22 protein-coding genes are annotated in these 21,112 nt (G+C 53.1%); 13 read left to right on the top strand and 9 right to left on the bottom strand.

All coding sequences use genetic code 11. The features are described from left to right. The 5 genes from gspK to QE270_RS03100 form a co-directional block, all read left to right on the top strand. Positions 1 to 600: type II secretion system minor pseudopilin GspK (gspK, locus tag QE270_RS03120; RefSeq protein ID WP_300035023.1), on the top strand; the 600-nt coding region annotated here is incomplete at its 5' end. A 5-nt stretch (positions 601 to 605) separates the two neighbouring features. Then, complete coding sequence (locus QE270_RS03115; RefSeq protein WP_300035020.1) at positions 606 to 1,682, top strand: hypothetical protein; 1,077 nt, start codon at positions 606 to 608, stop codon at positions 1,680 to 1,682. Next, a complete protein-coding gene (gene gspM, locus QE270_RS03110) occupies positions 1,679 to 2,158 on the top strand; it encodes a type II secretion system protein GspM (RefSeq protein ID WP_300035017.1) in 480 nt (159 codons plus the stop codon). Before QE270_RS03115 ends, gspM begins: the two co-directional genes overlap by 4 nt. Continuing rightward, entirely contained in the window at positions 2,155 to 2,850 is a 696-nt protein-coding gene (locus tag QE270_RS03105; protein WP_300035014.1) for a type II secretion system protein N, read from the top strand. The genes gspM and QE270_RS03105 overlap by 4 nt, the downstream gene beginning before the upstream one ends. Before the next feature lie 8 nt (positions 2,851 to 2,858). After that, the gene (locus QE270_RS03100; RefSeq protein ID WP_300035011.1) at positions 2,859 to 3,623 is read left to right on the top strand and encodes an A24 family peptidase; all 765 of its coding nucleotides are present in this window, start codon (positions 2,859 to 2,861) and stop codon (positions 3,621 to 3,623) included. A 35-nt stretch (positions 3,624 to 3,658) separates the two neighbouring features. Here the strand turns inward: QE270_RS03100 and QE270_RS03095 are convergent, their stop codons facing one another. The 3 genes from QE270_RS03095 to QE270_RS03085 form a co-directional block, all read right to left on the bottom strand. After that, entirely contained in the window at positions 3,659 to 4,423 is a 765-nt protein-coding gene (locus QE270_RS03095) for an alpha/beta fold hydrolase (RefSeq protein WP_300035008.1), read from the bottom strand. Positions 4,424 to 4,543: 120 nt separating this feature from the next. Beyond that, positions 4,544 to 4,786: a hypothetical protein gene (locus QE270_RS03090; RefSeq protein WP_300035005.1), complete on the bottom strand. Its 243-nt coding sequence runs from the start codon at positions 4,784 to 4,786 to the stop codon at positions 4,544 to 4,546. Beyond that, a complete protein-coding gene (locus tag QE270_RS03085) occupies positions 4,783 to 6,180 on the bottom strand; it encodes a M28 family peptidase (protein ID WP_300035002.1) in 1,398 nt (465 codons plus the stop codon). Before QE270_RS03085 ends, QE270_RS03090 begins: the two co-directional genes overlap by 4 nt. Positions 6,181 to 6,293: 113 nt before the next feature. Between QE270_RS03085 and ettA the strand changes: the two genes are divergently transcribed. Beyond that, complete coding sequence (gene ettA, locus QE270_RS03080; protein ID WP_300035000.1) at positions 6,294 to 7,973, top strand: energy-dependent translational throttle protein EttA; 1,680 nt, start codon at positions 6,294 to 6,296, stop codon at positions 7,971 to 7,973. A gap of 97 nt (positions 7,974 to 8,070) precedes the next feature. Here ettA and QE270_RS03075 read toward each other — a convergent pair whose 3' ends face one another. From QE270_RS03075 to QE270_RS03060, 4 genes are read right to left on the bottom strand one after another with little or no spacing between them, the layout of a single operon-like run. Then, positions 8,071 to 8,700, bottom strand: a complete 630-nt coding sequence (locus QE270_RS03075; protein WP_300034997.1) for a pyridoxamine 5'-phosphate oxidase family protein — start codon at positions 8,698 to 8,700, stop codon at positions 8,071 to 8,073. Then, positions 8,697 to 9,320, bottom strand: a complete 624-nt coding sequence (locus QE270_RS03070; protein WP_300034994.1) for a carbonic anhydrase — start codon at positions 9,318 to 9,320, stop codon at positions 8,697 to 8,699. Before QE270_RS03070 ends, QE270_RS03075 begins: the two co-directional genes overlap by 4 nt. Next, positions 9,320 to 9,631 carry a transcriptional regulator gene (locus QE270_RS03065; RefSeq protein WP_300034991.1) on the bottom strand — a complete coding sequence of 104 codons (312 nt, stop codon included), beginning with the start codon at positions 9,629 to 9,631 and terminating at the stop codon, positions 9,320 to 9,322. The genes QE270_RS03070 and QE270_RS03065 overlap by 1 nt, the downstream gene beginning before the upstream one ends. 3 nt (positions 9,632 to 9,634) lie before the next feature. Beyond that, positions 9,635 to 10,588 carry a sodium-dependent bicarbonate transport family permease gene (locus tag QE270_RS03060; protein ID WP_300034988.1) on the bottom strand — a complete coding sequence of 318 codons (954 nt, stop codon included), beginning with the start codon at positions 10,586 to 10,588 and terminating at the stop codon, positions 9,635 to 9,637. An 81-nt stretch (positions 10,589 to 10,669) separates the two neighbouring features. Here QE270_RS03060 and lipA point away from each other — a divergent pair, with 81 nt between their 5' ends. Continuing rightward, positions 10,670 to 11,596 (top strand): lipoyl synthase, encoded by a 927-nt coding sequence (gene lipA / locus QE270_RS03055; RefSeq protein WP_300034985.1) that lies wholly within the window; start codon positions 10,670 to 10,672, stop codon positions 11,594 to 11,596. A gap of 14 nt (positions 11,597 to 11,610) precedes the next feature. Beyond that, positions 11,611 to 12,069, top strand: a complete 459-nt coding sequence (locus QE270_RS03050; protein ID WP_300034982.1) for a type II toxin-antitoxin system RatA family toxin — start codon at positions 11,611 to 11,613, stop codon at positions 12,067 to 12,069. Here QE270_RS03050 and QE270_RS03045 read toward each other — a convergent pair. Further along, entirely contained in the window at positions 12,033 to 12,545 is a 513-nt protein-coding gene (locus tag QE270_RS03045; RefSeq protein WP_300034979.1) for a CinA family protein, read from the bottom strand. The two genes, QE270_RS03050 and QE270_RS03045, sit on opposite strands and share 37 nt — an antisense overlap. Position 12,546: 1 nt before the next feature. Further along, the gene (locus QE270_RS03040) at positions 12,547 to 13,689 is read right to left on the bottom strand and encodes a bifunctional 2-C-methyl-D-erythritol 4-phosphate cytidylyltransferase/2-C-methyl-D-erythritol 2,4-cyclodiphosphate synthase (protein WP_300034976.1); all 1,143 of its coding nucleotides are present in this window, start codon (positions 13,687 to 13,689) and stop codon (positions 12,547 to 12,549) included. An 82-nt stretch (positions 13,690 to 13,771) separates the two neighbouring features. Between QE270_RS03040 and dusB the strand changes: the two genes are divergently transcribed. The 5 genes from dusB (at position 13,772) to QE270_RS03015 (ending at position 21,027) form a co-directional block, all read left to right on the top strand. Then, positions 13,772 to 14,767 (top strand): tRNA dihydrouridine synthase DusB, encoded by a 996-nt coding sequence (gene dusB / locus QE270_RS03035; protein ID WP_300034973.1) that lies wholly within the window; start codon positions 13,772 to 13,774, stop codon positions 14,765 to 14,767. 3 nt (positions 14,768 to 14,770) lie between these two features. Beyond that, positions 14,771 to 15,862 carry an ATP-binding protein gene (locus tag QE270_RS03030; RefSeq protein WP_300034971.1) on the top strand — a complete coding sequence of 364 codons (1,092 nt, stop codon included), beginning with the start codon at positions 14,771 to 14,773 and terminating at the stop codon, positions 15,860 to 15,862. Next, positions 15,859 to 17,280, top strand: a complete 1,422-nt coding sequence (locus tag QE270_RS03025) for a sigma 54-interacting transcriptional regulator (protein WP_300034968.1) — start codon at positions 15,859 to 15,861, stop codon at positions 17,278 to 17,280. Before QE270_RS03030 ends, QE270_RS03025 begins: the two co-directional genes overlap by 4 nt. Before the next feature lie 82 nt (positions 17,281 to 17,362). Beyond that, entirely contained in the window at positions 17,363 to 19,624 is a 2,262-nt protein-coding gene (locus QE270_RS03020; RefSeq protein WP_300034965.1) for an ATP-binding protein, read from the top strand. Between the two features lie 2 nt (positions 19,625 to 19,626). Further along, a complete protein-coding gene (locus tag QE270_RS03015) occupies positions 19,627 to 21,027 on the top strand; it encodes a sigma-54 dependent transcriptional regulator (protein WP_300034962.1) in 1,401 nt (466 codons plus the stop codon). The last annotated feature ends 85 nt before the right edge of the window (positions 21,028 to 21,112 follow it).

Raw genomic sequence — 21,112 nt, 5'->3', positions numbered from 1 at the left:
TCACTGATGGTCGCTTTGGGCACTGATGAAAATACTGCGCGCAATATAGCCGCAGCGGCCACAGATTGGGCGGACAGTGATGTTACGCCAGTTGCCAATGGTGTGGAAGATGAGGCATATCGGTCTACAACAACACCCTATCTGGCTGCCAACAGGCTATTCGCACACCCGAGTGAACTTCGGGCGGTGAAGGGCATAACGCCAGCTGTTTATGCCAAGCTTCAAGACTGGATTTGTGCTCTACCTACATCAGCCTTATCTCCGCTGAACGTAAACACATTACTGCCTGAGCAAGCACCTTTGTTGGCGATGCTATTTGCGCCTGGTAAGATGAACCTATCGACCGCGCGCAGCTATCTCGCCAAGCGGCCTTCGAATGGCTATGGCAGTCTTATTCGATTCTGGGCCGCACCTGAACTTGCGGCACTTGAGCCGACTTCTCAGGTGCAAGGGCAAGTTAAACTGACGAGCAACTATTTCCTTTTGAACACGCAAGTTTCATTTGGCGAACTGACCCTTGCTGGACAATCGATGATTGTAGCTTCTCCTGTGCCTGCGCCTGCGCGTGTTGTCTGGCGCAGCTGGGGGCATGAGGAGTGACCCTTATGCTCACGCGCTTTCCCACGACAGTGGGTGATGACCCTACCATTTTTCGGGTATCCGAAGGCGTGTGGGAAGCGGCGGGGCTTTTGTCAGAGTTTGAGGCTACAGCCGACGATATAACGGTAATGGCGGTTGTGGCGCCTCAGGATGTCCGAAACAATTGGTTCACCTTTCCGGAACTTGAAGCACGTCAAGCCATTACTGTTTCCAAACTGCGTGCGTCCGAACAAGCCCTTGGTTTGGTTCATTGCAGTGCCGGGGTGGATTTTGACGGGTCCTCGGTAACCGCGGCCATCGCACCAGACGTCATGCAATATGGCCTAGACCGGCTTGCAGCGCGGCGTATAAATCCTGATATCGTCGTTCCTCTCGCACTCGTTTTGAACACCGGTCCGGATGGCTTTTTCAAGGCGGAACTGGACGGCGTTTCGGTATTGCGCGGTTCCGGAATAGCCATTCCAGATGAACAGGTTCTTCGCGATATATTCGTTGTTGCCGACAAGGCGATCGACATAGAAACAAATGCCCTACGGTCTATGCTGCTATCGGCAAGCGCCGCACCCGTGCTGAACATGCGCGAAGGAATATTTGCAAAAAGGGAGCGAGCGGTTTGGACAACCGAACCGCAACGCACCTGGTTACAGCGGATATTGATAGCCATCGTTGCTCTTACGGTGTTGATTACTCTGGTGACGCTGTTGAAATACTGGATCGCTACCAAAACCGAAAACGACACCGCATTGGCGGCTGCACAGAAAATTGACCCATCTATTCAAGACATAAACCAAGCCGAAAGTGCGCTCACCAACGCGTTAAATCGAAAGGGTATTGTGCAGGGAAGCTTTACACCGCTTTCCGCCGCCTTGTGGCGTAGTGTTAAGGCTTCGCCTAACGTATCGGTACGAGAGATGCGTTTCACGCCTGACGGCATTTTGTCCGTTGTTCTCGCAGCCCCCACAGCGGATAACATCAACAAAACGCTTCTGGGCATTCAGCAAGACGGTTTTAAAATTACGGCGACCCCGCGCCAAGATGCAAGCGGTTCAACATTGGTCGATATCACCATGAGGATGCCATGATAGAATCGGTTCGTTTATGGTTTGCAGCCCTGACGCAGCGAGAGAAATGGCTGGTGGCGACAGCCGGTATCTTGGCGGGGTTGTCTATCGCTGTTTTCGCAATCATTATGCCAGCACTGTCCGTTGTAGAAAAAGCTGCGTTAGACCTTGATGAGGCGGTGCAGCGCCGGGGCCGAATTGTGGCCAAGGTCGCATCGACACAAGGTCAGCGGTCGGTTGCGCCCATGGCTGCTGCCGCGGACATTGGCCTGTTGGTTACTCAGAGTGCAGCTGAAAAAGGCTTTGATGTCATAAAGTCTACAAACGCAGCGCCGGGTCAGATCAGCATTCGTATTGACCAGGCGCGAGCACCGGCTTTTCTGGCTTGGGTAAACGAGTTGGAGGGACAAAATATTGTCGTGCGCACGGCCACCTTGCGGTCTGGAGCCAATGGAACCGTGACTGTTGAGGCCCAAATGCAGATGGGTGCACAATGAAACGTGGATACGTCATTGCCTTGGCTGCGATACTCGGGGTTTTCCTTGTAATTTTTATACCCTTGCGTGCGGTTGTCGGAGGCGAAGGCGTAACAGCACGTAAGGTTGAGGGCATTATCTGGGATGGCTCGGTACGCGATCTGCGCTTGGGCACCTTGCCCGTTGGTGACGTCAACGCGCGCTTGTTGATATGGCCATTGTTTCTGGGTCGTGCAGAATTTCTGGTATCGCGCGGCGATGCACCCTTGGCTCCCGGGATAACTGCTTCTGTTGCGCGCGGGATTGGGGGTATGTCGGTCCATGATCTTAATGCCACTTTGCCAGTCGGTTCGCTTTTGGCGCCATTTCCGGCAGAAAACATCGAGTTTGAAGGCTTCTCGGCACGTTTTGCTGCAGGTAGATGCATCGAAGCCGAGGGACAAGTGCGCCTGACCCTGTCCGACAGTGTACCAGGGCTCAACCTGCAAAACGGGATGCTCGGCAAACCACGCTGTGATGGTGCACGTCTGTTGCTGCCACTGGTCAGTCAATCGGGTATGGAGCGATCTGATATCCGTCTGTCAGCTGACGGGACATACACCATTGCAGTAACGCTTGATGCCAACAGAGGCGACCAAGCAGCGCTTTTGAACCTCTCGGGATTCCGTCCAGTGGCAGGTGGCTACCGGCTTGTCCAAAAGGGTCGGTTCTGAGCAAGCTTTTGTCGTCATTGGGTGAGGTGCAGTTCGCCCTGCCTTTCTGGTATCAGCTGATCTCGTTCGTCATCTTGGGCGCAATTTGGGGCAGTTTCGTTGCTGCCTTGTGCAGCCGCTGGCCATTTGGAGAGCAGATATCAAACGGACGATCACGGTGTGATGCATGTCAGACGACGCTTGCGCCTAAGGACCTTGTTCCGATTTTCTCCTTTGCTCTGCTCAGGGGCAAATGCCGATATTGTCGCCAAAGCATTGGTGTCGGCGCTTTATATACCGAGCTAATCTCCGCTGCGATTGGACTATTGGCGATACTTTTGGTTCCGAGCGAGTCAGCTCTGGCTATGGCCGTGTTTGGTTGGCTGTTGCTGCCATTGATCATATTGGATTATCAGCGATTATGGTTGCCTAACCGGCTTGTGATCGCCCTTGCAGGGGTAGGAACTGTCGGTGGTTATTTTCTTTTACCCGATAGTATTTGGACAGATCGGGTCATTGGCGGTGCTTTGGGGTTTTTATCGCTGGAGGCCATCCGTCAGGGGTTCCGAAAAATCCGGAGCGAAGAAGGCATGGGCGGCGGCGATCCCAAATTATTTGGGGCGATTGGTATCTGGCTGGGCTGGCAGCTTTTGCCGATGACGTTGCTCTTGGCGTGCCTAATCGGTTTCGTACATGTCACTAAGGCCTATGTCCGTTATGGAGCGCTTCCATTACGCCTGCCTTTTGGGACGTTCCTGAGCGTGGCAGCTTTTTTGCTGGCCGCATTCCACTAAAAGAATTCTGGCTCAAGCATCTGCGATGGGCACGTCTAGGCGCACGCATAGGTCTCTTTTGGTTCCGCTGTGCTCAACATTGGCACCAAATTGCTGGATGTAATGGCCAATCGGTCAGCAATGGCCCGAAGCACCTCCGCACTGAAGCCAAAACCGCAATGGGCGCAACGCACGGGGATGTTTCGCACACTTGGCGTTTCTGGCTCAAGACAGGCTTGCCACGACACAATGCCGTCGCTTTTTGAATAAAATGAAACCGCCGGTACGGGCAGGGGAAGCTTACTTTCGGCAATCTGTATCTGCGCGATAGGTGCTTTCAGGCTATGTCCGCTAAGGCGTTCATAGACTTCAAATGCGCTGCTTGCGAATGGATCGCCCGCAAATGGCAAACCAAGCGAGATGACTTGAGATATCAGTTTTGGGTGACGTCTTGCAACCATACGCGCCATAATTCCGCCCATGCTCCAACCAATCAAGGTCACTGGCCTTTGCGCCGCGTTGTGAACGGATTTTACCCGTTCTATTAGCAGCTCATTGCGCAAGCCAATTGTTTTGGCACCAAGATTGCGGCCCAGTTCCCAAGCATGCACCTTATACCCTAGAAAGCTCAGATAACGCCGCAGAATAAGCGTCGACCGGTCCGTCATGCCAATCCCGGGAATAACGAAGACAGGGCGCTGATCCCCCTGAGGAGCAGAGGAGAGCTCTGTCCAGTGATATGGCAGATTAGCCATAGCGAACAATGCGCGGGGCACTTCGGCCCATGCGAGCCAGCGTTGCGGTACGTGTTGGTTGATCATATCAAACCAACGCGGATGTTAGGATATCGTTCCTAGAAACTATGCGCGAAAGTAGGCAAGCTGCAGCCTCTTGTGTTATAAGAATCTGCGAAGAGGGGACTCAAAACCAAGCACTTTAGGTTATTGCGCAGGTTCCGTTGCGGTTGGCACTGCCGCCTCAATTTGGGCCTTTGCGTCCGCCTCAACCAACTTGGTTGCTTCTGCGGCGGCCTGCTCAATTGTCAGCTTCTGCTTAGCCAGTTCGTCCTGCTGCGTAAATACCGGAGCGCCACTTTGCTCAGTGGTGCCTTCTGTGGCCGCTGGAGTGCCATTACACCCGGTGAGCATTAATAAGGATAGCAATAAGGCTGGGCTATAACTCATTGGGCAGGCTCAGGTTTCAATTCGCCTTCATAATTGGCAATATAGGCCAGGGTCGCGACCCATGCGGCCACATTTTGACGCAATTCGGATCTATCAATCTTGTCCAATGTGTCATCGGGCGTGTGGTGCAGGTCGAAATATTTTGTGCCATCCTGTTGCAAATCTATGATGCCAAGCTTTTGCGCAGCAATGATGGCACCCACATCCGCGCCGCCGCCTGCGGTATCCTTGCGAGGCACAACGCCCAATGGCGCGAGCGCTGATGTAACTTTCATGCGCAGGGCGCTAGCGCTGTTAGGAAGGTTGAAGTCAACAGCCCAAACCTTACCTGCTCCAAAATCGGATTCCATGGCAAAGGCATGTGGCTCGCTTGCATGCTTTTCGCCGTAATCGCGGCCACCCCAAATCCCGACTTCTTCAGCACCGGCCCAAAGCAGGCGGACGGTACGTTTTGGTTGGCCCATTGATTTCAGATGCTTTGCAGCAGCGCCAATAATGCCGCAGCCTGCGGCATCGTCAATTGCGCCCGTGCCAAGGTCCCAACTATCCAAATGACAAGCAATGACGATGATTGGTAAATCGGGATTAGAGCCTTTTACTTCAGCCAGCACATTACCCGAGGTCTGCATACCAACATTCTGTGGCGTCAGTTTTAATTTCATGCGCACTGGCTTGCCCCGTGCGATCATGCGTTCCAGATTTTCGGCATCGGGTATTGATAGGGCGCCAGCCGGAATTGGTGTTACACTGGGTTCGAAATTCGTGTTTCCAGTGTGCGGATTGCGATGGTAGTCGGTCCCAATGGAGCGAATAACGATAGCCGCCGCGCCCTTTTTTGCGGCAATGTTCGGACCGACAAAGCGGGCAGGGCCAAATGCGCCATAGCTGCTTCCGTCCTGCGTTGCCTTCATATTATGGCTCACAAATGCGATCTTGCCCTTTAAGCTGCCATCGGGCGTCGCGCGCAAATCGTCGATTGTTGGGAAATAGACGATCTCTGCATCAATGCCGGCGTCGCCCGTGCTTGCGCTATTGCCCAGCGCCGCAACGGCCATCTTCTGCGCGAATGGTGCCGTTATTTCAGCTGTCTCGCCGCCGCGGACCCATGTTGGCATCTGATATTCTTCAACCCGCACATTCTCAAAACCCAGCGCCTTTAACTTTGCCACTGCCCAAACACGGGCACGTGCTTCTGCTGCTGTACCACCCTGTCGCGGACCAATCTCGGTCGTAAGGCCTTCGACAATATCGTAAGCAATGTTATCAGCTTTAAGCGCATTGTCGCGCAGTCCGGCGATTATCTCATCATTGGATTTAGCTGGTGCAGCGGATGCAAGCGAAGGGGTCAGGAACAGCGAAGATGCTGCGGCGAGCAGGGTGATGTGTTTTTTCATGGCGATAAGACTTAATCCCATCACACAGTTTTACAATCCCACCTTGCGAGGAATCGTGCAGATAGCTAGGGAAGCGGCCAAATCAAAGTAATGCAACACAGGAACTGATCCCCATGGCAGCCCAATATAGCTTCGTAATGAAGGGAATGACAAAAACCTTCCCCGGCGCAAGCAAGCCCGTTCTTAGCAATATCAATCTGCAATTCTACCCGGATGCGAAGATTGGGATCGTTGGCCCGAACGGCACGGGTAAATCTACGCTGATGAAAATCATGGCTGGGATGGACACTGAATTTACCGGTGAAGCATGGCCTGGCGAACATATCCGCGTTGGTTATCTGGCGCAGGAGCCAGAATTGGACCCCAACAAGACCGTGCGCGAAAACGTTATGGATGGTGTCCGCCCGGTTGCTGACTTGGTGGATCGCTTCAACGAGATTTCGATGATCATGGGTGACCCACCCGAAGATGCCGATTTTGACGCGCTCATGGAGGAAATGGGTACGCTTCAGGAAAAGATTGATGCCGTTGATGGTTGGTCGCTAGATAGTCAGCTTGAGCTTGCAATGGACGCTCTGCGCTGCCCTCCAGGTGATAGCCCCGTGACGAGCCTTTCTGGTGGTGAGAAGCGTCGAATCGCGCTTACGCGTCTGTTGCTTGAAAAGCCTGATATACTGCTGCTCGACGAACCTACCAACCACCTTGATGCAGAATCAGTGGCTTGGCTGGAAAAGCATCTGGTCGATTATAAGGGCAACGTCATACTTGTAACCCATGACCGCTATTTCCTCGACAATGTGGTTAGCTGGATACTTGAGCTCGATCGCGGTCGTTATTTTGTCTATGAACGCAATTATTCGACCTATCTGGAAAAGAAGGGCAAACGGCTCGAGCAGGAATCGCGCGAAGACGCTGGAAGGCAAAAGGCGATCAAGGACGAGTTGGAGTGGATTCGGCAAAGCCCAAAAGCCCGACAGACCAAGTCAAAAGCGCGGATCAAATCCTTCGACCAATTGGTTCAGGCTCAGGAAAACCGTACACCTGGCAAAGCGCAAATCGTCATTCAGATTCCCGAGCGTCTTGGCAGTAAGGTTATCGAGGTGAAGAATGTCACCAAAGCTTATGGTGACAAGCTTCTGTTCGAAAACCTCTCCTTCACCATCCCGCAGGGCGGCATCGTAGGTGTGATCGGGCCGAACGGCGCAGGTAAATCGACGTTGTTCCGTTTGATTACAGGCCAAGAAGTGCCTGATTCTGGCGAGGTAGACATTGGCGAAACCGTAAAGCTTGGATTTGTCGATCAGAGCCGTGACGATTTGGATCCCAACAAGAATGTTTGGGAAGAAATCTCCGGCGGAGCGGACTTCATGAAGCTTGGTAAGCATGAAACGCCGACCCGGGCCTATGTTGGTGCGTTTAACTTCAAGGGCACGGACCAGCAGAAAAAGGTTGGTTTACTGTCGGGCGGTGAACGTAACCGCGTGCACATGGCAAAGATGTTGAAAGAGGGCGGCAACGTACTTTTGCTCGATGAGCCAACGAACGATCTTGACGTAGAAACCTTGTCCGCACTTGAAGAGGCGCTTGAAAGCTTCGCTGGTTGCGCTGTGGTCATCAGCCATGACCGTTTCTTCCTTGACCGACTGGCAACACATATCTTGGCTTTCGAAGGTGACAGCCATGTTGAATGGTTCGAAGGCAATTTTGGTTCTTATGAAGAGGACAAGATTGCCCGCCTTGGCGACGAGGCAACGCGTCCGCATCGTGCAACTTACAAGAAAATGACGCGTTGATGATGGCATGAAGCGCGAACTCCTTGCTTCCGTGTAAGAGGATGCGTTGGCGCGTAACACGTTCGTGAATTCAGCCTGTCTGGAAAAATCTAGCGCCTCAGGGGACGAGCCAATTCCCTTGCCATGATTTCTGTGCATCCTGCCACTGCCAGCGCGCCCGGCGGTGGCCGGGGTTTGCCAAATACAGCCATTCGACGGATTGGATTTCCACCAGCATAGTCGAAAAATTTTGACGGTAATCGGCCAACTGGGCTTCATCGGGTTTCTTACCTTGTATCCATTCGGGCAGGCCTGATGAAGGTCCTGCGATGGGCAATCCGGGTGCAGCCTCCGCCATGTAACAACGCCGAGCAAATGGGGTTGATCTGCTCCATGCTGTGTCCGCAACGTCGCCAATGGGCAACAACTGCGTCTGACCTGTCATCCGAATTTGAAGCTTAGCCGACATGTCGTAAAACAGAACGCTGGTTGCGCCATTGTTGCGGACTTGCGCAGCCTTGATGGAACGCAAATCTGTATGGAAGCGCAGCGTTCGCGCAACGCGCGAAGCGTCACGCAGGATCATTATACGCAGTTGTGGCGCGCCTGTTTCATCGACGGTTCCAACTGCCGGCATATGTGCAGGACTGTGCCGATCGGTGCTGCCAGCTTCGACGATGTTCCATGCTTCTTCAAAGCTCAGTCCCAGATCGTCATAATATGCAGGTTGGCTGATTAAATCCGTCATTGTACCTCGAACATGTCGTTCTCATCATTCAGAACGTATAGGTTTCCGTCGGCAATACCAAAATAGGCGCCGTGCAGTTTCAACCGCTTTGATTGCTCGCGCGCCGCAATAAAGGGAAAACTACGCAGGTTAGCTAGGCTTACACGAACCGCGTCTAGTTCAAGATCGCGCTGCGGATCCTGCGAAGATGAACCGAGTATTTTGTCACGGGCAGGACGAATGATGTCGACCCAGTTGTCAATGAAGCTATGGCTACCATGGCCGAGGTTCGCACCCTCTAGTGACGCTTTTATTCCGCCGCATTGGGCATGCCCAAGCACAACGATATGGCGCACTTCAAGGCCCAAAACACCAAATTCAATGGCTGCCGACACGCCATGAAGACCGCCGCCAGTCTCATATGGAGGCACAAGGCTTGCGACGTTGCGCAAAGCAAACACTTGCCCAGGCGTGGTGTCAAAAACCGTGGCCGGATCGACGCGGCTGTCACAGCATGAGATAATCATTATTGGCGGTGACTGACCGTCGCTGGCAAGTGCGTCGTAACGCGCTTTCTGGCGAACATAGCCGTCAGATTTGAACCTTTGATAACCCTCTACGAGAACTGCAAATTCGGGCATTAAAAACGCTCGCCTCTGACAACCTGAACGTCACCTACCGTGAGCAGCATGCCATAGCTATCAAGCAATGGCGCAATTGCGTCCATTAACTGTGCCGTTTTTGTGTCGGATGCGATAGCCAGCACGATTGTCTTGGCACTGGCACCGGTAACGTCGTCGTGCTGCCATTCGCCGCCACGCCCTCCGCCGGAATCCACATGAATGACGCTCCACCCTGAAATATCTACAGCCTTCAACTTGCTGACAATACGCGGGACAAGAGGTGAATCGACCAAGATTTCAATACGTTTTCGTGGAACGGTCTGTACCATATGTCATCCTAAACTTTGAGCGAGTGCGGCAAAAATACTGATGCCGAAGATGATGTTGAAAGGGAAAGTAACGCCAAGTGACATGCTAAGATAGATGCCTGGATCAGCTTGGGGAAGGGCAAGACGCATTGCCGCAGGAACGGCGATGTAGGAGGCGCTAGCCGCCAAAATACCTAATGCTGCTGCCGAAGCCACATCAAGGCCTATGACGGTGCCGACGACTGTTCCGATGGTACCGTTCAATAAGGGAAGCAATATTGCAAGACACATCAGCCGCAATGTCATTTTACGTGTTTGTATCAGACGACGTGCAGCGATGAGGCCCATGTCTAGCAGGAACAGGCACAGCACCCCGCGAAAGCCCGTGTCAAAAAGCGGCTTAACGGCCGCAAAACCCTTGGCCCCCGCAACGGCTCCTATGATGAAGCTGCCAACCAACAGCATGACAGACGCATTTGTGAGAACTTCATGCCAGGGCGTTGAATTTTTCTCGTCAGAATTTGCGTCGTCGCGGCGTGCAAGCGTTAATCCTGTTATGATTGCAGGGGTTTCCATCAGCGCAAGAACGGCCACCATATATCCCGCCGGGCTAAGACCTTCACCAGTAAGCAGCTCGACCGCCGTTACAAACGTCACGACACTGACTGAACCATAATGTGCGGCAACAGCGCCTGCATCGACTTTGGAGAGCTTCCCAATGCTTCTCAACAACGCGAACGCCAGCAACGGCAATAAGAAACTTAAGGCAAGGCCAGCAGCAGCTGCGATTAATATTTCGGGGGTGATACTGGTTTTAGATACCTCAACTCCACCCTTTAGGCCGATCGCCGCCATCAAATAGATCGACATGGCCTTGGCAAACGCTTCCGAAATACTTAGGTCTGATTTCAGCGCGGCAGCGATAAATCCCAGAACAAAGAACAATATCAATGGCGATGTGAGAGTATCTAATATCATTTTAGCTCCCTGACAGACTTTGCAACCCTTAGCACGCAAGTTGCAGTTGGCAACAAGCTGCTCGACGGCTATTCGAACATCATGAATGCACCTATTGTCTTGCCAGAACGCCCCGTGAGAGAACGCAAACCTGACTGGATCAGAGTGAAAGCGCCGATGGGGGATGGTTTTAATGAGACTCGCCGCTTGATGCGCGAACTCAATTTAAACACGGTGTGTGAAGAAGCGGCGTGTCCCAATATCGGCGAATGCTGGACGAAGAAGCATGCTACAGTGATGATCCTCGGTGATGTTTGCACACGGGCTTGTGCGTTCTGCAACGTTAAAACAGGGATGCCACGCGCGGTTGACCCGCTTGAACCAGAGCATGTGGCGATTGCAGCGGCCAAGATGGGCCTTGAACATATTGTCATTACGTCCGTTGACCGCGATGACTTGCCCGATGGCGGCGCCAGCCAGTTTGTGAAGGTCATTGAGGCGCTGCGCCGCAATACGCCAAACACGACGATTGAAATTCTGACGCCTGACTTCCGTAACAAAGCGCAGTCGGCGATTGAGGCGATCGTTACCGCGCGCCCTGATGTGTACAATCACAACCTTGAAACCGTGCCGCGGCTGTACCCAACAATACGGCCTGGCGCGCGCTATTATGCGTCGCTGCGTTTGTTAGAAACGGTGAAGCGGCATGACCCGTCTATCTTTACAAAATCTGGCGTGATGCTTGGATTGGGTGAAGAAAGAATGGAGGTGCATCAGGTCATGGATGACATGCGAAGTGCCGACATCGATTTCCTGACAATGGGCCAATATCTGCAGCCTACTCCAAAGCATACCAAAGTTATGGATTTTGTAACACCTGCTGCCTTTGATGCGTATGCAGCAATTGCACGTGCCAAAGGCTTCTTGTTGGTGGCGTCGAGCCCGTTGACGCGCTCAAGCTACCATGCCGGGGATGATTTTGCCAAGATGCGCGATGCCCGGGCTGCCCAACTCGCTAAGGCGCGCTAGGACCAAAGCGACCCATGCCGCATCATCACGAACGCCGCAGCCTTCCGCATAGCGCGGCGCAAATGTATGATCTGGTGGCCGACGTGAACCGCTATCCAGAGTTTCTGCCTTGGGTGAGCGCCATTCGCATTCGTAAGGACGCGGAAGACGAGATGCTGGCGGATATGATCGTCGGCTTCAAAGCCTTGCGCGAAACCTTCAGCAGCAGGGTAGTAAAAACGCCGAAATCGTCCATTGTCGTCGATTATCTCGACGGTCCAATGAAGCATCTCCATAACGCGTGGACATTTGAGGATGTCGATACTGGCGGCTCAATCGTTGACTTTACGGTGGACTTTTCGTTCCGCAACCGCGTGTTTGAGGCGCTTGCAGGCCAGTTCTTCGATGCCGCGCTGCGCAAGATGACAACCGCGTTTATTGACCGTGCGAATGCCCTTTATGGTGTCGGCGGTAGCAACAACCCCAACGCATGAAGCGTTGCGAATGCACGGATATCGGCGCGGCTTTTATCTGATCCAAAGGATTTTTGATCCCCCACAACCTCATTCGGGTTCTGGCCCTTCACCGCAACGGCAAAAACTACCGTGCCAACGGGCTTCATCGCGCTTCCGCCGTCCGGGCCAGCCACACCGCTAATCGCCACAGCAATGTCCGCGCCGCTTTTCTTCAGCGCGCCTTGCGCCATTGCCCATGCAACGCCAACCGATACGGCACCAAATGCATCAATGATGTCCTCATTGACGCCGAGCAGCTTTATCTTCGCATCGTTGCTATATGTAACAAAGCCATAGCCCAACACGGCACTACTGCCTGGCACCTCGGTAATGGCGGCGGCAACAAGACCACCGGTGCAGCTTTCAGCAACAGCAACGGTGCGGCCCGCAGCCTTGTTTTCGGCAACCACACGCGCAGCCAGTTCGGCAATCTCGGAAGGTAAAACAGAATCCATTTTAGATTTTCTCAAAAGTTGCGGTGGCTTGTGCAGCAATGCCTTCGCCTCGGCCAGTAAAACCAAGCATTTCGGTTGTTGTTGCCTTTACCGATATACGGTCCACATCAACAGACATTATTTCAGCCAAGCGCGCGCGCATTTGTCCACGAAGCGGGCCTATTTTGGGCTGCTCGCAAATAATCGTCACATCGGCATTTGAAAGTTCAAAGCGGCCTTCGCGCGCCAGTTTCATGGCGTGCGCGAGAAAGCGATCGGATGAGGCACCGCGCCATTGCGGGTCGCTTGGCGGGAAATGGTCGCCAATATCGCCCTGTGCGATGGCGCCCAAGATCGCGTCAGTCAGCGCGTGCATGGCAACATCGGCGTCGCTGTGGCCAGCAAGACCACGGTCATGCGGTATCTGCACCCCGCACAACCACAGTTCAGCATCGGGCACTAGGCGATGAACGTCGAAACCATTGCCACTTCTGAATGAAGGCATATCATATCCTGTAAAATCGCTTGAGAATGTGAATTTATTCAGCGTTTCCGAGCCTGAAACGATGCGCACTTCGCCAGCATGCGCCATGAGCATCCGCGCATCGTCGCTGGGCTCTTCACCTGTCCACGTCTGGTGCGCTGCGTAAATATCCTGAAAGGCGAAGGCCTGGGGCGTTTGAATGCGCCAAAGATTTTCGCGCGCAACGGTTTCGGACAGCACATCATCCCCGCGTGAAAGGCTGTCAACAACGGGGAGGGCAGGGACGGCGCCCGGTGCCAAAATGAGCGCGGCAAGCAAATCATCAATGACGTGAGTGGGAAGAAATGGCCGCGCAGCGTCGTGAATAAGAACCTGTTCCGCCCCGCCATTTGCGGCTATCGCTTGAAGCCCATGAAACACGCTTTCACGCCGTGAAGCGCCGCCTATAACAAACATCGGTTCGTTCAAACCTGCGATTGCGGACCCTGCTTGACCCTCTTGCCCAGCTCCAATGGCTATATAGACCTGATCAATAGCCTTATGCCCCGACAATGCGGCATAGCTGTGCCACAGCATTGGCTTGCCGCGCACAAGGCGATATTGCTTCGGCTGCGCCCCGCCAGCACGGCTGCCTGCGCCTGCGGCGACGATCAAAGCGACAGTGTTTGGACGAGAAGCCATTTGCGCGCTCTAGCGACAGCAGACTTGCTCGCCAAGCTGAAAGCGGGTAACGGACTGCCTAAATTTTAGGCAGTATTTGAAGATGCAACTTAAACCCATTCAGATCGGCAATATCGATATTGATTGCCCTGTCATTCTGGCGCCTATGACGGGCGTCACGGATATGCCATTTCGCAAGATAGTGAGGCAATTTGGATCGGGGCTAAACGTGACCGAGATGATCGCCAGTCAGGCTATGATCCGCGAAACGCGGCAAAGCATTCAGAAATGCGAATGGGACGCAATTGAAGAGCCTGTTTCCATGCAGCTTGCCGGTTGCACACCCTATGAAATGGGTGAGGCGGCGAAGCTGAATGAAGATCGTGGCGCGGCGATAATTGACATTAACATGGGGTGCCCCGTTAAAAAAGTTGTGAATGGTGATGCTGGCTCGGCTTTAATGCGCGACTTGCCCTTGGCGGCAAGCCTTATTGAAGCAACAGTAAAGGCTGTATCGGTACCAGTTACCGTCAAAATGCGCATGGGCTGGGACCATGGATCCCTGAATGCGCCAGAACTTGCCCGGATTGCAGAAGATTTGGGCGCAAAGATGATTACCGTTCATGGTCGCACACGGAACCAAATGTATAAGGGGTCAGCTGACTGGGCCTTTGTGCGCAAGGTTAAGGACGCTGTGGCGTTGCCCGTGATTGTAAATGGCGACATTTGCAATATTGCCGACGCGCAGGCCGCTTTAGCGCAAAGTGGCGCCGATGGCGTCATGATTGGTCGCGGTGCTTATGGAAAGCCCTGGCTTTTGGGGCAAATGATGCACTGGTTCCGTACAGGTCAAACCATTGATGATCCGAATATAGACGCACAGTTTCATCTGATCATCGACCATTATCGCGCAATGCTTGATCATTATGGCAGTGAGGTAGGTGTGCGCATCGCCCGAAAGCATATTGGCTGGTATACAAAGGGCTTGAATGGCTCAGCCGAATTCCGGAATTTTATGAATCGGATAGATGACCCCAATGTCGTCATTGACGAGCTTACAAGGTTTTATACACCATTTTTGACAAGAGCGGCAGCCTGAGATATGTCGGAAGACACGCATCGTCCCGATTATGGTCAGATGCTGGCGAGTATTTCAGTCCCAGTGCTGCTGATTTCTCCCGATCATTGTATCGATTATGCCAACGACGCCAGTGAAGCGTTCTTCGGGCGGAGCAAGCGCCGGCTTGAAGGCCAGCGGGTCGACGAAACCCTCATCTTTGCAAGCGAGCGGATGAATGCTGCTCTGCGCTCGTTTGATAGCGATATCTCTGCACAAGATATGGAGCTAAAAACCCCTCACGGGCTCATTACAGTCGATATTAGCCTATCTTCGGTGTCCAAGGACCCAGATTGGAGAATAGCCATCATATCGCCGCGCAATGGCGGTCGTGAGCATATTGGGGATCAACGTGACGGCGGGCAACAACAGGCCATGGGGGCGCCAGCAATACTGGGCCATGAAATCAAAAACCCCTTGGCCGGTATCAAAGGCGCGGCGCAACTGCTTGCACGGCAAGTTGATGAAAAAAATGTCGCGTTGACAGATTTAATCGTCAACGAAGTGGACCGCATCGCGCGGCTGCTGGACCAGATGCAAAAGCTTGGCCGTTCGGAACCGGCGGAACTTGCGCCCGCCAATATCCATTTGCTGATTGAACGCGCTATCCAGTCCCTGCGCGCCGCAAATCGCGCAATGCCAGAAATTTCAATAAATTATGACCCGTCCTTGCCAGATGTGCTGATTGATGCCGACGGGATGGTGCAAGTGCTTATCAATCTGCTGCAGAACGCGACAGACACGTTGCAGGGGCGCTTGGACGGCGTCGTCGGGATATCCACCCGCTTTGTGATGAGTGGCGCTCTACGTGATGCAGACGCCGACCGTCGCTCGATTAAGCTACCGGTCGAAATCGCCATTTCAGACAATGGACCCGGCGTGCCTGATCACATCGTCGATGAGCTGTTTTCGCCCTTTGTCACCACCAAGCGCGACGGGCAGGGGCTTGGCCTAGCGATTGTCCGCAAACTGGTGCAGCAGATGAACAGCCGCGTTTTGTTTGAGCGCGACAGCGCACAGGGGCAGACTATTTTCCGCCTGTTGCTGCCGGTTGCATCAGGGAAAGTAAACGTATGAAGCTGCCACGGGTACTTATCGTTGAGGACGATGTGTCCATTGGTCTGGTGGTCAGTGCAGCACTTCAAGCCGAGAATATCGAAACGCAGTTATGCGATTCTGTGGCCGCACGCGATACAGTGCTGGCCAGCGGGCATTTCGACCTGATGCTGACTGACGTCATGTTGAAGGACAGCGATGGTTTGACGACGTTGAAAGAGGCGATGGAAAAATTGCCCGACATACCTGTCATCATCATGTCTGCGCAGAATACATTGGAAACTGCCGTGCGGGCCAGCGAGATTGACGCATTCGAATATTTCCCAAAGCCGTTTGACTTGAACGACCTCGTTCTCGCGGTAAAACAAGGCATCGAAAAACGGCGGTCGACGTCAGCAGATCCATTTGAATCGCTCACCGAAGCCAATCTACCAATGATCGGTCGCAGCGCAGCTATGCAGGATGTTTACCGCATGGTCGCACGGTTGCTGCGGAACGACCTATCCGTCTTGATCTCTGGTGAAAGCGGCACCGGCAAGGAATTGGTGGCCGAGGCTATCCACAATCTTGGCCAGCGTAAGACTGGCCCGTTCGTCGCCGTCAATATGGCTGCAATCCCGAGCGAGTTGATTGAGGCAGAGCTTTTCGGTCACGAAAAAGGAGCGTTTACCGGCGCTGTTGGCCAGTCGATTGGTCGGTTTGAGCAGGCGCAAGGCGGAACTTTGTTCCTCGATGAGATCGGCGACATGCCGATGCATGCCCAAACGCGTTTGCTACGCGCGCTACAAAGCGGTGTCATAAGCCGCATTGGCGGAAAGGCGAGCATTCGGCTTGATGTGCGTATCCTCGCTGCGACCAACCAGAACTTGCCGGCCTTGATTGAAAAGGGCCGCTTTCGGGAAGATTTATACTATCGCTTGAATGTCGTACCTATCCAGATGCCGCCGTTACGCGAACGCACCGAAGACATCGGCTTACTCGCGCAGCATTTCCTGATCATGGCGGCGAAGGATGGCCTGCCTATCCGGAAAATTGATGACAATGCCGTTAGCCAGTTGATGGCGATGCCGTGGCGCGGCAATATTCGCGAACTGAAAAATCTTATCTACCGGCTTGCATTGCTGTGTCGCGAAGACGTCATCACTGACGCCACTATAATGCAGTTTATTGAACCTGCGCAGGATGCCGAGCCGTCTATCCAAGGCGCAAGTTTTGAGGCGGCGGTAGCGCAATTTTTGCGCGATCATCGGCAACGCGGTTCAACACGTGAGAATTTATATCCGCGCGCGCTGGCGCAATTTGAAATTCCGCTGCTTCAACATGTGATGCGGCAGGTGAAAGGTAATCAGTTGAAAGCGGCGGCCTTGCTCGGGATTAATCGCAACACACTGCGCAAGAAGCTGACCGATTATGGGATTGGTCCCTCCGGTGGGCGCTAGAATGAGCACTTAACGCGACACGTGGCATTTGGACCATAATTTTGTGCTTTTCAGGCAACGCAAGGAATGCCACAGTGACTTTATGGCAACAAATGGACTAACGAAGGATACGTCAATACCTTCCGCCCCCCGTCGCCTTTTTGAATGGCTTGCTGACCTGTTGGGTAACGGCCAGTCGATAAAATTTCTCGAAATCGCAAGCGCAGTGATGATTGTTCTCGCTGGCGTTGTAACCGCGTCGCTTTTGATCGGGCAGGGGCAGCAGTCAGAACCCCTTGCACCAGCTGCATCCGCAACGATGTTGGTGGGTAATTTATTGCCAGCAACATTACTTCTGGTGTTGTTCGGGCGGCGTGTTGCACTCAAGCGGGCGGAGAATAGCAACATAGGCAGTAAACAATTACTGCATGTGCGTCTGGTCGCCATATTTTCCGCAATTACTGCAGTGCCAACTGTCTTGCTGGTTATTTTTGCATCATTGCTTTTTCAAAGCGGGGTTCAGTTCTGGTTTTCTGGATCCGCACGCGGGATGCTGCAAAATGCAGGCGAGCTAGCGAAGGGATATTATGACGAGAAAGTGCGCGATGTCGGGGCCGAGACTGTTACGATGGCTGGCGATATCCGGTACATTCTGTCGCAAGTCAAAATCGACAGTTCAGAATTTCTCGAAATTGCATATCCCCAGCAGGTTTTGAACCGTAAGCTAAGTGAATCCGCGATTGTGACAATCAGTCCCAATGGGCAGCAAAATACAGAGGCTGTGTTGGCGGAAAAACCGCGTGGTAATTGGATCAGTAGCGAAGCGTTGCGAAAACTTAAGTCCGGCGAAAATTTCGTTGTGACCGTTAGCCCTAACAATATCGATGCAGTTGTCGTGTTGTTTGACAGTCCAAGAACCTATTTATACGTCAGGCGAGCGGAAACTGTCCCTTCATTTGCCTTGGGTGCGCGCGCGCAATCCGTGCTTGAAGATTACGACAAGATGGTTGCGCGTTCACGCGCGCTTCAAATCCAGTTCAATCTCGCGCTCTATTTTGTATCGTTGATGATTATTGGAATTACGTTGTGGGTAGCCCTGCGGGTCGCTGATCGCCTCGTGCGTCCTGTGAACAGCCTCGTGGATGCGGCCCAGCAAATTGCGGATGGTGACCTGTCTGCGCGGGTCAGTATAGACGAGTTTCGCGAGGACGAGGTTGGGTTTCTGTCGCAATCGTTCAACCGCATGACTGAGCGCTTACAGGCACAAACCGGCGTGTTGCTTGCAACAAACCATCAACTTGGCGAGCGACGGTTGTTCATCGAGGCGGTCTTGGAGTCCGTTTCCGCTGGCGTTATATCAGTTGATGGCAATGGAGTCGTCGAATTGGCCAATTCGACCGCTGAAAAGCTTTTGAAGAACGCATCGACAACTATCGTGGGGCAGCAATTCACCTTGGTCGCGCCCGCGTTGGCCGCTTTGGTAAGCGAAAGCGCGCGCGGCGTTGTGCAGCTCGGCGATGGGCCAGAGCCGGTTACAGTCGCAGTCACGGTTTCGCCGCGTGCGCAGGGCAATGTGGTGACGTTCGAAGACATTAGCCAGCAATTGGCTGACCAACGCCGTGCTGCTTGGTCGGATGTCGCACGCCGCATTGCGCATGAAATCAAAAATCCACTGACACCCATCCAATTGGCCGCGGAACGATTGCAACGCAGGTTCGGTAAGAACATCCCGCAAGATCAAGCGATATTTGAACAATTGACCAGCACAATTGTCCGTCAGGTGGGAGATTTGCGTAATATTGTTGATGAGTTTTCGTCCTTTGCACGTATGCCAAAGCCTCTGTTTCGTGCCGAGAATGTGCACGATATCGTCGGCCATGCGGTATTTCTCTTTGAGGTGGCGCATCCCGATATTGTGTTTAACTACCGCCGAGAAGGGCAAATTTCGCCACTTATTTCGGACCGCCGGCAGTTGGGGCAAGCAGTTACCAACATTCTTAAAAATGCGGCTGAATCTATTGACGAAAAACGGAAAAAGATACCGGTTGATGGCGCGATATCCGTTGATCTCTTGATGGAGGACAAGGCGTTAATCATTCGAATAGCAGATAATGGCATTGGTTTGCCATCGGACAGGCAGCGGATCATGGAGCCTTACATTACCAATCGTGCTACCGGATCTGGTCTTGGTCTGGCGATTGTAAAGAAGATTATTGAAGAGCATTTTGGCGAAATTTCGCTTTCGGACAACGAGCCGGCAGGGGCAATTGTCACGCTAAAGTTTCACCCCGAAAACGTTGCATCCAAGGTGGGGAAAGCGAAATCCTCCTTACCTCCTTCCAATTCAGATGAGGTTATGGGCTGATTATGGCACTCGACATACTGATTGTAGACGATGAGCAAGACATTAGAGATCTGGTCTCCGGTGTTTTGGAAGACGAGGGCTACGGCACCAGAACTGCATCTTCGGCGGATGATGCACTGGCTGCGCTGGATGAGCGTTTGCCATCCTTAATACTGCTCGACGTTTGGTTGCGGGGTTCATCAATGGACGGCATCGAACTGTTGCGCGTGATCAAGGTTCGCGACCCGCAAATTCCGGTTATTGTGTTCTCTGGCCATGGTAACATCGATACCGCTGTGGCGGCTATTGGCCAGGGCGCCGTTGACTTCATTGAGAAACCTTTTGAAGCTAGCAAGTTATTGCACTTGGTGGCGAAGGCAACCGAAACTGAAAGGCTTCGAGCCGAAAATGCCGTACTGAAGGCACGGGTTGGGCATTCGGAAGAACTGACAGGGTCTTCGGCGTCAATCAACGCGGTGCGTGCGACGCTGAAAAAGGTTGCAGGCACGGGCAGCCGGATGCTTATTACCGGACCTGCAGGGGTTGGAAAAGAAGTCGCGGCGCGTTTGCTGCATAGCTGGAGCCCGCGGGCAGGGTCTGCCTTTATATCGGTTAGCGCCGCCCGTCTTTCGCCGGAACGGTTTGACGAAGAACTATTCGGTATTGAACGAGATGGGCACCTTTTTCAGGCAGGCATGCTAGAAAAGGCCCATGGCGGGACTTTGTTCCTCGACGAAGTGGCGGATATGCCACTTACAACACAAGGCAAAATCCTGCGCGTCCTTACGGACCAAAGCTTTGTGCGTGTAGGCGGTGACCGACAAATTAGGGTGGACGTTCGCTTTGTGTCCGCAACGGCGCGCGATCTGGCGGTTGAAATTTCGGAGGGTCGGTTTCGTGAAGACCTTTTTTACAGGCTAAACGTCGTTCCTGTTGAAATACCACCATTATCTGGGCGGCGTGAAGATATACCCGACCTTGTCCGCCATTATGCCGCCCGTTTTGCATCCGAGCAGCGCATTTCGCCGCCAAATTTTTCCAACGATGCCTTGGCGGCGCTACAAGCGTGCGAATGGCCAGGCAATGTCCGCCAGTTGCGCAACATCATAGAACGTACGATTATAATGGCGCCAGCTGACGGCATTGTAACGATAGAAGCCGACATGCTTCCGTCGGAAGTTATCAATAGCTATGAAGGCGCAGAGCATAATGTGACGTCTTTGATGGGCGCGCCATTACGGGAAGCACGCGAAGCGTTTGAACGGGAATATCTTCGTGTGCAGATTAAGCGTTTCTCGGGGAACATCTCGAAGACGGCTACCTTTGTTGGTATGGAGCGCTCGGCTTTGCACCGGAAGCTTAAATTGCTTGGTATTTCGGTGCGTAAGAACGCCTTGGACTTTAACGATGATGGAGACGTTTGAGCACAATTGCGGAATCGATGTTATTCGTGTATCGATACAGCCGCTTTTTCATCCGGCTGTTTGACGGACCTTCAGTCTGATAAGG

It is taken from the genome of Sphingorhabdus sp. (assembly GCF_029865925.1).
GTDB lineage: Bacteria > Pseudomonadota > Alphaproteobacteria > Sphingomonadales > Sphingomonadaceae > Sphingorhabdus_B.
This window is presented reverse-complemented; position numbering and strand designations above follow the sequence as displayed.